The following is a 14541-nucleotide window of genomic DNA, read 5'->3' on the forward strand; positions in this document are numbered from 1 at the left end:
GCGTTATCCCAGTTGTCGCGCGCCTGCGGTATCCAGACGGCAAATATGAACAAAACCTTCGTCGTTCTGCAGATAGTTTTCCCGCAGCCAGTTTGCCAGGCGCTGTGCAACGTCCATATCGTTGCACACGGAAAACAGCGTCGGCCCGGAACCGGAAATGCCACAGGCCAGCGCCCCTAATTCGTTGGCAGCCTGACGCGCCTCGGCGAAACCCGGCAGCAGGCGCGTGCGATACGGCTCGGCGATCACGTCTTTCATCAGTGTGGCGGCAAGCTCCGCCTGACCGGTATGGCAGGCGTGAATGAAGCCCGCCAGATAGCGACCGTGGCTAATACAATCCTGACGGCGATACTGCGCGGGTAAGATTGCCCGCGCTTCAGCCGTGGACACCTTGATGCCCGGATACGCCATCACCCATAACCAGTCGTCGAATCCCGGTACCGGCTGACTGATGATGCCCTGCTCTTCTATCATCAGTTGCACGCCGCCCAGAAAGCACGGCGCAACATTGTCGTAATGTACGCTGCCGGAAATACGGCCTTCCAGCTCACCCATCAGTGCCAGCAGTCGGGTATCATCCAACGGCTTACCACAGAACTCGTTCATCGCCATCAATCCGGCGACCACCGAACAGGCGCTGGAGCCTAACCCCGATCCAATCGGCATGTTTTTTTCCAGCGTCATGGCAACCGGCACGGTCTTGCCAATCTCCTGACAGAAGCGCTCCCAGCACTGATAAACGATGTTATCTTTCGGGTTATCCGGCAGCTTACTGACAAAACGCCCTTCATTGTGCAGGCTGAACAGATCCGCTTCGCGCACGCTAACGCAATCGCCCAACAGGGTACCATCCACCGGTGATACCGCCGCGCCCAGCACATCAAACCCCACGCTCACATTCCCAATGGATGCCGGGGCATAAATCTTCACCATTCTCACACTCCCACCTTCCACGACAGCGTACGCAGCAGGTCTGCAAATACCCCGGCCGCCGTCACATCATTACCTGCCCCGTATCCTCGCAACACCAGCGGCAGCGGCTGATAGTAGCGGCTGTAAAACGCCAGCGCATTCTCACCGTCCTTCACTTTGAACAACGGATCGTTACCGCCTACGGCACTGATCGTCACCTGACATTTGCCGTCTTCGATCTTACCGACGTAGCGTAACACTTTACCTTCTGCACGCGCGGCTTCAACCCGGTGGGCAAATTCGGCATCCAACTGCGGTAAACGTTCCAGAAAACTGGCTACATCGCCCTGTGTGTATTCCGCGGGCAGCACAGAATCAACCTGGATATCTTCCAGTTCCAGCTCATACCCCGCCTCACGCGCCAGGATCAACAGCTTACGCGCCACATCCATACCAGACAGATCGTCACGCGGGTCCGGTTCGGTAAAGCCTTTTTCTTTCGCCAGCAGCGTTGCGGCGGACAACGGCATGCCTTCATCCAGCTTGCCGAAAATAAAGGATAAAGAACCCGACAAAATACCGTTGAAGCGGATGAGCTCATCACCAGCATTCAGCAGATTTTGCAGGTTTTCGATAACCGGCAGACCTGCGCCAACGTTGGTGTCATACAGGAATTTGCGACGTGATTTCGCCGCAACCTGCCGCAACTGGTGGTAGTAACGCAGTGAGCCGGTGTTGGCTTTCTTATTCGGCGTAACGACATGGAAACCGTCTGCCAGAAAATCGGCATATTGATCGGCCACAACCTGACTGGACGTACAATCGATGATCACCGGGTTGAGCAGGTGATACTCTTTCACCAGACGGCTGAGCGCGGCCGGACTGAATGGCTCACGCGCACGCGCCAGTTCGTCACGCCAGCGGTCCATCGGAATACCGTGCACGTTGGTGAGCATTGCTTTGGAATTGGCGATGCCGCACACCCGCACATCAATGTGTTTTTGTTTGAGCCATGACTGCTGGCGCTGGATTTGCTCCAGCAGCGCACCGCCTACACCGCCCACACCAATCACAAAGACATCCAGCGTCTGATTGGTGTTAAACAGCATCTGGTGCGCTACCCGCACACCTGTGGTCGCCACGTCGTTATTCACGACAACCGAGATTGAGCGTTCGGACGACCCCTGCGCGATTGCCACGATGTTGATATTGGCGCTCGCCAGCGCGGTAAACAAACGCGCCGACAAGCCGCGCAGCGTACGCATACCGTCACCCACCACGGAAATAATCGCCAGTCGCTGCACCACATCCAGCGGCTCCAGCACACCCTCTTTCAGTTCCAGATAGAATTCGTCTTCCAGCGTTTTGCGCGCTCGCGACAGCTCATTTTGAGATACACAGAAGCTGATGCTGTACTCAGAAGAGGACTGGGTAATCAGTACCACCGAAATACCGGCACGCGACATCACGGCAAACACACGTGCAGCCATCCCGACCATCCCTTTCATGCCGGGGCCGGAAACGTTGATCATCGCCATGTTATTGAGGTTGGTGATGCCCTTGACCGGATAGCGGATATCGTCGCTTTCCAGCCCGATGAGTGTACCCGGGGCCTGAGGGTTTTCGGTATTCTTGATAAGGCAGGGGATTTGGAACTGGGCGATAGGAGCGATAGTACGGGGGTGGAGAACTTTGGCGCCGAAGTAGGATAATTCCATCGCTTCCTGATAGGACATCGACTTCAACAATCGCGCGTCAGGCACCTGACGCGGGTCACAGGTGTACACGCCGTCAACATCCGTCCAGATCTCACAGCAATCGGCACGCAGACATGCTGCCAGCACCGCCGCCGAGTAGTCAGAACCATTGCGGCCCAGCACCACCAGCTCGCCTTTATCATTACCGGCGGTAAAGCCTGCCATCAGGATCACATGGTTCGCCGGGATCACCAGGTCACTAATACGGCGGGTCGATTCAGCGATATCAACCGTAGACTCCAGATAGTGACCCTGCGCCAACAGACTACGAACTGGATCGATGACTGACACCTGATAGCCACGCGCCTGAAATACCGCTTCCATAATCGCGATGGAGAGTTTTTCACCCCGACAGATAATACCTGCGTTGACGCTATCCGGGCACTGCCCCAGCAACGCGATGCCGTGTAATACTTGTTTGAGCTGGGCGAACTCTTCATCTACCCGCGCTTTCAGTCGGTCATAAGCAAAACCGGGCTGGGATTGGGCCAGTCCCTGCAATAAATCGGCAAAAATGACTTCTGCTTCGATGATATTTGGCTGGATGTCCTGTTTCGCCACGGTTTTTTCAATCATGGCGACCAAATGGTTGGTGATTTTCGCCGGTGCTGACAGCACCGTCGCGACCTGTCCCTGTCGTGCATTACTTTCGATGATATCGGCAACACGCGCAAACCGCTCCGCGTTGGCTACCGAGGTCCCGCCAAATTTCAACACTCGCATCTTGTCTATTCTCCTGAATTTTTTCTGGCCAAAAACGCCAAAGCGCCTTTGAAAACCGCTTGCAACAGCCTTGTATCCTTGACGGGCAGAAACAAGCCCGCAATAACTGTAAAAAAAAAGCCCGCACTCTGAAGTGCGGGCTTTTTCTGGATTCATCTGTACGCGTCAGCCCGCACCGTTACTGGTAGTACCGGTGGTAATAATAATGGTGGTGGTAACCTGGCTGGTGTAATGCATCGCGTAGCGTTCTCGTGATTCAAAAAAAATTATCTGCCCTATTAGTTAGGGCAATCGCCTTGCTAAGTCAACGGATTTCTTCATTTCGCTGTTTGCCCCACGATGACCGCAATGGGGAAAGCCTCTGCAGAAGAACAAAAAAACCAGACAATTATTCAACAAACACAGCCTGCCGATATGTTTCGCCGCATTACCTTCATTTCCCCTTATCTTCTGCCGACAAGGCTTTTTCTACATCATGCAACAGTCTGTGCAGCATGGCATTATCCCGCTGCTCCAATAACCCAAGACGCTGCTGGAGCCAGTCACGCAACTTTTCATCCTGCTGCGCACCAACCCGAACCAACAAGCGCGAAAATCGCTCACGCAGCGCTCCCAACTGCCCTGACTCCGCAGGCATCGGCTCCGCTACTGCCACCTGCATCAACGACGCTAACTGATAGCAATACACCATTACTGCCTGCCCCAAATTCAGTGATGGATAATCTGCCGCCATCGGTACACCGGTCAGGATGTCTGCCAGCGCCAGCTCTTCATTCGTCAGCCCGGAGTCTTCCCGGCCAAATACCAGCGCGGCAGAGCCCACCCATTGCTGCTTTTCCTGCAACACCCCCAGTAGTTGGGCCGGTTCACAGTAGTAATGAAAACGAGCACGACTGCGGGCGGTTGTCGCCACCGTAAAATCAATATCCGCCAGCGCATCGGCAAGCGTCGGAAAAACATCAACACCATCCAGAATATCGCCGGAGCCATGCGCCACCCAGCGCGCCGCGGGTTCAAGATGCGCGCGACTATCCACAATCCGCAAACGACCAAACCCCATCGTTTTCATGGCTCGCGCCGACGCCCCCACGTTCTCGGGCCTGGCTGGTGCCACTAAAATGATATAAAACTGCACATAACCTCCCAAACGACACCTGGCAGGTGCGCTGATAATTCAGATGTAACAACGAGTTGACCTGCCCTCTACCAGGGTAGTGGTATATCAGACAGGTGGACAGAAACGTCAACCTTGACACACCGGCCAGAATGGGATGACGCCATGAAAATGGAAACGCTTCAGCCATTAGCATTTATTATGCCGTGGTCAGTATAAAAATGTTAAATTGTGATAGATAGCAGCATTCGTAGCGCGTTTTCCACAAAGCGCTAACGTGCTACAATGGAATTTGATATATGTCAATGGAACCGTAGATTTGCCAGTCGGTGAAATCAGTGCTCACTGTTATGTTGCTGTTAATAAGGTTAAACTATGCGCCACAATAGGCCCTGTTGAAAAACCTCATCGCTACCTGTTATCAGGCCGTGCGTCAGGTGGAAACAAGTGCATTAACACGTATTTGCGTACTTGAGTCGGTCGGCGAAAAAACGGTGAACACGATTTCCCAAAGCGCCCGAGAGAACCAGGACTTCTGTACTTTCGAATCTCTATATTAGTTGGCAATTTTAGGTAGCAAACATGCAGACCCCCCACATTCTTATTGTCGAAGACGAGTTGGTAACTCGCAACACCCTCAAAAGTATTTTTGAGGCTGAGGGATACGTTGTTCACGAGGCTACAGACGGCGCCGAGATGCATAACATACTGTCCGAGCATGATATCAATCTGGTCATTATGGATATTAATCTGCCGGGCAAAAATGGCTTATTACTGGCACGTGAACTGCGTGAACAGGCAAGCGTAGCGCTGATGTTCCTGACGGGTCGCGACAACGAAGTCGACAAAATTCTGGGCCTGGAAATCGGTGCGGATGACTATATCACCAAACCGTTTAACCCCCGTGAACTGACTATTCGTGCGCGTAACCTGCTGTCCCGCACCATGAATTTGGGCGGCGGCACGGAAGAACGTCGTCTGGTTGAAAGTTACCGTTTCAACGGCTGGGAGCTGGATATTAACAGCCGCTCACTGGTCAGCCCGAACGGCGAACAGTATAAACTGCCGCGTAGCGAATTCCGCGCCATGCTGCATTTCTGCGAGAATCCGGGCAAAATCCAGTCACGTGCCGAGTTGTTGAAGAAAATGACCGGTCGCGAGCTGAAGCCGCATGACCGCACGGTCGATGTGACTATCCGCCGTATCCGCAAACATTTTGAATCCACCGCCGATACGCCGGAAATCATCGCGACGATTCACGGTGAAGGCTATCGCTTCTGCGGTGATCTGGAAGGCTGATTCCCAGCGCGTTCATCACGCGCCAGTATATAAAACGCCAGAATTATTCTCTAAAACCAGTCAGTTAAGCTACTGACTGGTTTTTTCTGATTTTTTTGTGAAAAATCCGGAAACGAAGAACATTTTCGGGTTCGACATAGTGACGGAACAGCTTGGCTGATCGTTAATTAGTCACCACTTCCTGTTGTAAGGAAGCGCTTTTTTATTTTGTTCTTTATTCCACCACTGGCGATAAATTGTTGCCGGAGTTATCCGAAGACCATTAAGCGGTAACAATATTAACTAGTTTCCCCTTAACCACGATAATGTTGCGAATCAACTTATCGTTCAGATAACGCTTAACATTCCATTCGTTTAAAGCTTCAGATTTCACACTATCTTCATCCAGAGTCACGGGTAGCTCTATCTGAGCCCGTCGTTTACCATTGACCTGAATAACGATATTCATCAAATCTCGAACCAGAGCACGTGCATCAACGGTAGGCCATGTTTCTTCCGCAATAGACGTAATATGTCCCAACCGCAGCCACAAAGTATGTGCTACATGGGGAATGATCGGTGAAAGCAACAAAATACTTACTTCGATAGCCTTGCGACTCACAGACAAACCTTGCGGCGAGCCATCCTCAAAGCGTAATGTAGCATTAACCAATTCCATTACTGAAGATATCGCGGTATTAAAAGTAAACCGCCGCTCAATATCGTCTGTCACCTTAGCGATAGTTTCGTGTGTTTTACGATATAATTCTTGCTGCGCTTTTGTGAGTTTGTCTGGAGTGATGTCTGATAATGCATGTGTATCGCTGACATCCAGATGATCAATGGTCATTTTCCAGAGACGCTTAATGAAACGAAATGCTCCCTCAACCCCAGAGTCAGACCATTCTAGAGATTGTTCCGGGGGCGCGGCAAACATCATAAACAGTCTAACCGTATCAGCACCGTAACGGTCTATCAGATATTGGGCATCGACACCGTTATTCTTCGACTTCGACATTTTCTCTATGCTACCAATCTTGACGGGCTGTCCATCAGATTTAAGTATCGCTTCAGCACAAGCATCCTTATGGTTGATAACTTCAACATCTAAAGGATTAAACCAGTCTTTTCCTCCATCTGCATTGTTCCGATAGTACGTTTCCGCTAAGACCATTCCTTGAGTTAATAACCGTTTAAATGGTTCATCACATGTGACCATACCGAAGTCACGCAATAATTTGTGGAAGAAACGTGCATAAAGTAAATGCAGTACAGCATGTTCGATGCCGCCAATATACAAATCGACAGGTAACCAATAATTCGCTCTGTCATCAAGCATAGTTACATTATTATCGGCACAACAAAAACGTGCGTAGTACCAGGATGACTCCATAAAAGTATCAAATGTATCTGTATCCCGAACCCAGTCGTCATCCAATGAGTAGAAACTGCTCATTTTCTTCAGCGGCGAGCCGGTAGCATCAATACGTACATCCGTCGGTAACACGACGGGCAACTCTTCATCCAGTAATGCCCTTGTTTCACCATTCGGCCCATATTTCATCGGTATTGGCGTACCCCAATAGCGCTGACGTGCAATACCCCAGTCACGCAAGCGGTAATTAATCTTGATATGCCCATGTCCCGTTGCTTCCAGGCGGTTGGCGATCACATCAAATGCCTCTTCTGATGATAACCCATTAAATTCACCAGAATTTATTAAAGAGCCGTATTGGGTATAGGCACTTTTAGAAACATCAGGCGAATTACCATCCACATCGGTAATTACCGGTTTTATTGGTAATTGATATCGCCGGGCGAATTCCCAATCCCTGGTATCATGAGCAGGTACGCACATGACCGCACCAGTGCCATATTCCATTAAAACAAAATTTGCAATATAGATAGGTAAAGCATCGTTGGTGATAGGATGACGTGCCTGATAGCCAGTCGGTATACCGCGTTTTTCCATAGTCGCAATGTCTGCTTCTGAAGTACTGCCTTGCTGGCAGGTTTCACAAAAGGCAGCGATGGCGATGTCAGTCTTTGCCGTGACTTTTGCCAACGGATGTGTCGCAGCAATGATTAGGCAGCTAACCCCCATCAGGGTATCGGGCCGTGTAGTAAAAACAGTCAGGCGTGGGCAGTCAGGAAAATTGCCAACAAGGTCAAATGCCAGTTCAATACCTCGTGACTTTCCGATCCAATTACGCTGCATCGTTTTAACCTGTTCGGGCCAATCCAGGTTATCCAGATCTACCAACAATTCCTCAGCATAATCAGTAATACGAAGAAACCATTGCTCGATCTCTTTTCTTTCTACTTTTGCACCAGACCGCCATCCACATCCATCAATAACTTGCTCATTAGCTAAAACCGTATGGTCTACAGGATCCCAGTTCACCATAGATTTTTTCTTGTAAACCAGTCCTTTCTCATATAAACGGATAAAAAACCATTGTTCCCAACGATAGTAATCTGGATCGCTGGTAGCTAGCTCACGGTTCCAGTCATAAGCAAAGCCCAATGCCTGAAACTGTGACTTCATCACCTTTATATTTTCATAGGTCCATGTTGCTGGAGGAATATTATTTTTTATGGCGGCATTTTCAGCCGGCATTCCAAATGAATCCCACCCAACGGGCTGAAGTACGTTCTTTCCTTTCATCCGCTGGAATCTTGCCACAACATCACCAAGGGCATAATTTCTCACATGGCCGACGTGTAGTTTTCCACTAGGGTAAGGGAACATACTAAGACAATAAAATTTTTCTTTCTTAGAGTCTTCTACACTATGGAATACTTTATTATTTTTCCAATAATGTTGCGCTTCATTTTCTACATTCTTAAAATTATATTCCGTATCCATTCTATATTTTCACTTATTTATTGATTTTCATATGTTAGACTAACATCCTCATATCTTTTAACATCATCGATGTGACGTCAGTACGTAACAGATGAATATATCCTGACTAAAGGAGATGTCGATATAGCACCGACACACTAACGGCGTGATACTTATCGGGTGTTTAGCAGCACAATGGAGTATTACCAATATGCTATGAATCAGAAAACTTAAACATCCATATATTCATCATTCAGGGTACTAGTTACATTATCGGCTCTTGTTACGTGAAATCGTTACGCAATTCTTCTTATTATAAACACTTCATACTCTTCAATTCATTAGGTCCTTGTGGGTTCTAAACATTTTCTTATCTTAATTCGAAATATAAAAAATTACGACTTATATTTTAGCTCATTAATACACTTATACACAAGAATGAAAAGCTATTCAACTATAAGTTGATAATCAATTTTATTTTACGTCAAAATAATTTCAATGAAAACTAATAGGCTTAAATGATAAAAACACCATCCCCTGTAGTTTACAACTTGTATCTTTCACCATTCCATTGCGTCAATGTTTTTTGGATTGCTTTTTGATATAAATCAAAATCAATAAAATAGACATTGCATCAGAAGATTACGAATCTATATTTTTATCTCGCTAGAGAGATCGAATAAAAAATTAAATTAATAACAACCATATACATTGAGCTGAAATAATTAAAAAATAAAATTAATATATAATTTACACACGTTAACACTAATCATTTGATAATCATTACATATGAAATATTCCATAAAATAATCTCAACTTAATAATAAGGAAAATGCTGATGAATAAAATTCTTTTAAATATAGAACTAACATCATCTTGCCCGGCATCTTGCAGCATGTGTCCTAGACATGTTGTTACAGATAAAGGGTTTATGACTGAAGATATGTTAAGGTTAATAATCGAAAAGGTTAAGCAAGATGACGTATACGAAATAGACTTTGCGGGAAGAGGTGAACCCACGGTTCATCCTAATTTTTATGATATGGTTGAGCTTATTAAAGATGCCCCAGTCCCTAAAAAATTGACAACAACAGGTGTTACACTGTCGGAAAAAAGATTAAACGCCCTGACAAATTCTATTGATGCTATTCGTCTATCAGTGAGCTCTGTAAAAAAAGATATTTTTGAAAAAGTTCACTGCGGTCTGAAATATGAAAGAATTTGGGAGAATATATCCAATCTAGCTAGTGTTGCCGCAGATAAAACAACTATTCATCTCGTCGGTGGTGATGTTATCTATGAATCCGTTCCGGATACCGTCAGTAAATTACGTGAGTTGGGCTATAAAGATATCAACCTCTTCCCACTATGGAATCGAGGTGGAGATATAAAGGTAGACCCGGTTGAAAAAAAGAGAAGTCAGCTCATAGCACAGCTGAAATTAAATGCTATTGAGTCAACTTGTCGAGGTGGTGAAAGCAAACCTCGATATATATATAATTACCTAAAGAAATGGATACAAAACCCAAACTATTGCCCGGTGGGAGACAGCAGTGTCTGCATATCACATGATGGTAGTATTCTAACTTGTTTTCAGGACTTTGGTAAGAAACATGTTCTTGGAAACATCCGAGAAATGAGTATAAAACAAATTATAAAAGCAAGACATAAGATACTGGGGAACATGGATATGTGCTTCGTATGTAATACAAAAGAACAAGCCAGTAAGAAAAACATATTCCTCAGAAGTGATAGGAAATAATATATGGAAACCACAGTAGCAATATGGATGTATGATAATGATAACGGTGATATCCCTAAGAAAAAATTAGTGGATGAACTAAAAGCCAGGGGGATAAAAGTAATTGATAACTTTGACCTCAACGAATGTTATATATTAAATGGGGAGGTTTTTCTATCTTCCGGAGAAAATTTGAGTCAGATTGATATCCTATATCATATGTATGCTGACCACGAAAGTATTCATCAGCGAGAAGTACTCTGGGCTTTGGAGGGTAAGAGTGTAACTGTTATAAATGGTGTAGATGCTTATCTTAAATGTCGGGATAAATTTATCGCTAATTTCATAATGAGAGAATCTGAGGTTAATGTTCCAGAGTCCGCTTTGCTCAACAAGAATGTCAATCTTGATGTAGTGAAAAATATTTTTTATAAGTGGGGGGCTGCTGTATATAAACCAAGGGAAGGGCATGGTGCAGCTGGAATTATAAAATTTGTTGATGCAGAGCAATTTTATGATTTTATCCAATACTCAAAATCGTATGAAGAAAACTTTTATATAGAGAAATATATTGATTTTGGTGATAGAGACTATCGAGTTGAAGTTATTGACAATGAGATTATAGGTGGGTATAGCAGAGTCAAGTCTCATAGCTTCAAAACAAATGTTACTGCTGGTGGGTTTGTTGAAGAGTGTGAAAGCTCTGGGCACCATATTAGCTTAGCACTTAAGGCTGCTAATGCACTTCAAATTGATGGCACCATCGTTGATATGGTTAGATCTGTCAAAGATGATAAATTTTATGTCCTAGAAGTGAATTATCTCTTAGGGGTTTTTGTTGAAGCAGCTGTTGCAGCCAGATATGGGAAAGGTCAAGATATATTACCCATTTTTTTTAAAGAACATGATGATAGAAAATTAAAAATGTTAGTCAACTACATAATGAAAAAAGTTGAAGAGAAAAAAAATGAGACCAATCATAGCTGTATCATCAGCGAATAGAAATGTAAAAGCCGTCAACGGTTTTGATTTCAAAAATTGTACCGTGCCTAATAATATTCTTGAAAAGATTTTTGAGCTTGATGCACAACCTATTGTAATTCCCAATAGTGAATTCATCGACGATAGTATAATCGATATTATTGATGGCTTATTGTTAACCCCTGGCCAAGATGTTAGCCCTGAATTTTATGGTGAAGAGATGATTGTTAAATACATAGATAAAATCAGTTTCCCAGGTGAAAGATATAAAAGACCAATAGCATATAGTCCTGACAGACTCCGTGATCTAACAGAGTTAGCTCTATGCAAAGGTGCAAATGGAAGAAACATCCCTATCCTTGGGATATGTCGAGGTATGCAGATTATAAATATCGCCAGTGGAGGGACGCTCTATCAAGAGATAGATGATGAAAAAATAAAACACAACATAGATGACAATGGATGGATTCATTATCATGATTTATATATTGAAGAGGACAGTCTATTTCATAAACTTATTGGCCAATCAAATATTCCTATATCGTCAGTACATCACCAAGCTGTCAATAAAGTTGGGGATGGATTAAAAATATCAGCATTCAGTGAAGATGGAATCACTGAAGTTATAGAATCTAAAAATAAAAAAAAATTCATATTAGGCATTCAAGGACACTTTGAGTTTCAGAGTGAAACACATAAGCAATACGATAATATTTGGATTCACTTCCTGGAGCGAGCTAAGGAATATAATCATGCTAAAATTTGACGCTAATCTATTTTCAAACATCCCTTTATATAAGGACTTCATTAATGAAGATGGGCTTTCCATTTCTAAAATAAAAAGTCTACCATTTTTTTCAAAAGAAGATATCGCACGTGATTTTCCATCGGGCTTCATGAATGCTGATTTGAAAAATGCTATTAACGACTCCAATGTTGAATATGCCACAACGTCAGGAACCAGTGGTTTACAGTTAAATATTATTCGAGAAAAAAACTGGTGGATACCTGAGTATCAACAGGCATATAGTAAAAATAAGCAGCTTTCCCGTATTATAGATGGGAACAGACGAATAGCTTTTTTAACAACTGCAGTATGTTCATCAGGAGTTTGTCATATATCAAACCCATCGTATCAAGAGAGAATAAACTTTGACTTCCTAAGCCTAAACTTGACAGCAGATCCTAATTCCTGGACAAAAGAAGATATTCTAAGAATGCATAATGAAATAGTGGACTATAGCCCTGGTATATTACAAGCAGATCCTCTTTATTTACTTATTTTCTTAATGAAATGGCACAAGTATTTTCCTGATAAGATATTATATCAACCTTCAGCAATAGTTTTATCCTATGAATATTTACATCGCGGATGTAAAAAATTTATTAGCGATAACTATAGATGCGAGGTTTTTTCTGCATTCGGTTCAACTGAGCTTGGTTTTTTATTTATAGAGGATGAAAATCATGATTTAGTCAGAACTAGCGAATCAGAGATAATAGAGTTCATTCCTGTATGTGAAAATATTTATGAAGTTGTTGTAACTTCCTGGAAAAATAAATACATGCCTTTTGTCCGTTACACTACAGGTGATTTGATTGAACTAGGCGAAAACACAGCTTTAGCTGATGGGGGTATTGATTTTAATAAGATAGGGAAGATGGTTTTTCATGGTAGGAAGAGAGAGCTTATAAATGGTATCAATAATCAAAAAATATCCATTTCCATGATCGATGATATTATTTTCAATGTAGAGCCAGATCTTGTCATGTATAAGATAAAAATAATAAAAAGTGATTCTGTTATTATTGAAGGGATTTTAAAAGATAGAAAACCCAAAGAGAGGTTAGCACTCTCCTTCAGCAAAGCTTTGTCATCATTTGATACTATCTTTAGTCAGGTTAAATTTATTAAGGTAAACAGTATATCACCTTCTACTTCTGGGAAGTTCTCATTAATAACATATTAAAGGTTTTAAATATGAGCATCAGTTTTTCGACTATACGAAAAGACTTTCCTATAATGAAAAAAGGGATTGTTTATTTGGATAGTGCGGCCACCTCACTAAAACCCGACTCAGTTATAGAGAGGGTTAACGACTTCTACCAGAGCTTCAGTGCTAATGTAGGGCGTTCTAGTCACTTCATGGGGCAAATAGCTACAGAAAATTATGAAGATGTACGAAGTAAAGTAGCATCGTTCATTGGCTGTGATAGCGATGAAGTAGTTTTTACAATGAATTGTACAGAATCAATTAACACCATAGCTTCTTCATTGAATATTACTAATGATGATTTAGTTATAATTAGTGAATTAGAACATCACTCTAATACACTTCCCTGGATGAAATATGGTACGGTGAAATCCATACCAACTGATAACAATGGGCTGATAGACCTTAATATATTAGAAAGTCAACTAAAGAAAAATAAAGTTAAAATCGTTTCATGCTGTATGGTTTCAAATGTCACAGGGAATATCCAACCAGTTAATGCAATTGCTTCATTAGCCAGAAAGTATGGTGCATTATGTTTAATTGATGGCGCTCAGGCGGTCGGTCATATTCATGTCGATGTAAAATCTATCGGATGTGACTTTTTTGCTTTCTCTGGCCATAAAATGTTAGGACCCTCTGGGGTTGGGGTGTTGTATATAAACAGCAATATTAATAATAAAAACCTCTCTATATATAAGGCTGGAGGCGGGATGGTAAACAGCATTAATCTATCTCATTCTGTTGAGTATTATTCAGGTCACAAAAAATTTGAAGCAGGAACACCGAATATAGAGGGTGTGTTAGGGCTGGGATCAGCAATAGACTATATTGAAAGCATTGGGATAGATAATATAGAGAAGTATGGTCATGAGCTTAATAGCTATCTCATAGAGTCTATCAGTTCTTTATCTGGAGTTAATTTAGCATTTCAATTATCTAAAAATAGGATTCCATTGCTGACACTAAACTTTAACAGCAACATCGATCTCAATTTTATTGCCAGGATACTCTCATCACAGCGAAAAATTTGCGTCAGTACTGGATATCAGTGTAACCAGCTTATCTACAAGCGTAGAAATCTTAAAGGTGGAATGAGAATATCACTTCATTTATACAACAGTAAGGATGATATTGATGCACTCGTAGCATCCTTAAATGAAGTAAGGTGCTTGATAAATTAGTGAGGTTTA

Annotated in this window: 10 protein-coding genes and 1 other annotated feature; of the genes, 6 read left to right on the forward strand and 4 right to left on the reverse strand. The window is 43.6% G+C overall.

From position 1 onward, the window contains the following. Positions 1 to 3: 3 nt before the first annotated feature. The 3 genes from thrB to FAZ14_RS06705 form a co-directional block, all read right to left on the reverse strand. A complete protein-coding gene (gene thrB / locus FAZ14_RS06695; protein WP_016940661.1) occupies positions 4 to 933 on the reverse strand; it encodes a homoserine kinase in 930 nt (309 codons plus the stop codon). Between the two features lie 2 nt (positions 934 to 935). Further along, positions 936 to 3392, reverse strand: a complete 2457-nt coding sequence (gene thrA / locus FAZ14_RS06700; protein WP_016940662.1) for a bifunctional aspartate kinase/homoserine dehydrogenase I — start codon at positions 3390 to 3392, stop codon at positions 936 to 938. 110 nt (positions 3393 to 3502) lie between these two features. Then, positions 3503 to 3619 (reverse strand) — a sequence feature (Thr leader region). Positions 3620 to 3825: 206 nt separating this feature from the next. Then, positions 3826 to 4527 (reverse strand): tRNA/rRNA methyltransferase, encoded by a 702-nt coding sequence (locus FAZ14_RS06705; protein WP_016940663.1) that lies wholly within the window; start codon positions 4525 to 4527, stop codon positions 3826 to 3828. A gap of 561 nt (positions 4528 to 5088) precedes the next feature. Here FAZ14_RS06705 and arcA point away from each other — a divergent pair. Beyond that, positions 5089 to 5805, forward strand: coding sequence for a two-component system response regulator ArcA (gene arcA, locus FAZ14_RS06710; protein ID WP_016940664.1), 717 nt, complete (start codon positions 5089 to 5091; stop codon positions 5803 to 5805). 262 nt (positions 5806 to 6067) lie between these two features. Here the strand turns inward: arcA and leuS are convergent, their stop codons facing one another. Continuing rightward, positions 6068 to 8653, reverse strand: a complete 2586-nt coding sequence (gene leuS / locus FAZ14_RS06715; protein WP_016940665.1) for a leucine--tRNA ligase — start codon at positions 8651 to 8653, stop codon at positions 6068 to 6070. Between the two features lie 817 nt (positions 8654 to 9470). Here leuS and FAZ14_RS06720 point away from each other — a divergent pair. From FAZ14_RS06720 to FAZ14_RS06740, 5 genes are read left to right on the forward strand one after another with little or no spacing between them, the layout of a single operon-like run. Next, positions 9471 to 10394, forward strand: coding sequence for a radical SAM protein (locus FAZ14_RS06720; RefSeq protein WP_016940666.1), 924 nt, complete (start codon positions 9471 to 9473; stop codon positions 10392 to 10394). Between the two features lie 3 nt (positions 10395 to 10397). Then, the gene (locus FAZ14_RS06725) at positions 10398 to 11375 is read left to right on the forward strand and encodes an ATP-grasp domain-containing protein (protein ID WP_016940667.1); all 978 of its coding nucleotides are present in this window, start codon (positions 10398 to 10400) and stop codon (positions 11373 to 11375) included. Further along, positions 11341 to 12120 carry a gamma-glutamyl-gamma-aminobutyrate hydrolase family protein gene (locus FAZ14_RS06730; protein ID WP_016940668.1) on the forward strand — a complete coding sequence of 260 codons (780 nt, stop codon included), beginning with the start codon at positions 11341 to 11343 and terminating at the stop codon, positions 12118 to 12120. The genes FAZ14_RS06725 and FAZ14_RS06730 overlap by 35 nt, the downstream gene beginning before the upstream one ends. Continuing rightward, positions 12107 to 13324 carry a phenylacetate--CoA ligase family protein gene (locus FAZ14_RS06735; protein WP_016940669.1) on the forward strand — a complete coding sequence of 406 codons (1218 nt, stop codon included), beginning with the start codon at positions 12107 to 12109 and terminating at the stop codon, positions 13322 to 13324. Before FAZ14_RS06730 ends, FAZ14_RS06735 begins: the two co-directional genes overlap by 14 nt. Before the next feature lie 11 nt (positions 13325 to 13335). Beyond that, positions 13336 to 14532: an aminotransferase class V-fold PLP-dependent enzyme gene (locus tag FAZ14_RS06740; protein ID WP_016940670.1), complete on the forward strand. Its 1197-nt coding sequence runs from the start codon at positions 13336 to 13338 to the stop codon at positions 14530 to 14532. Positions 14533 to 14541 lie beyond the last annotated feature (9 nt).

The sequence above is a fragment of the Dickeya oryzae genome (assembly GCF_009372235.1).
GTDB classification, from domain to species: domain Bacteria; phylum Pseudomonadota; class Gammaproteobacteria; order Enterobacterales; family Enterobacteriaceae; genus Dickeya; species Dickeya oryzae.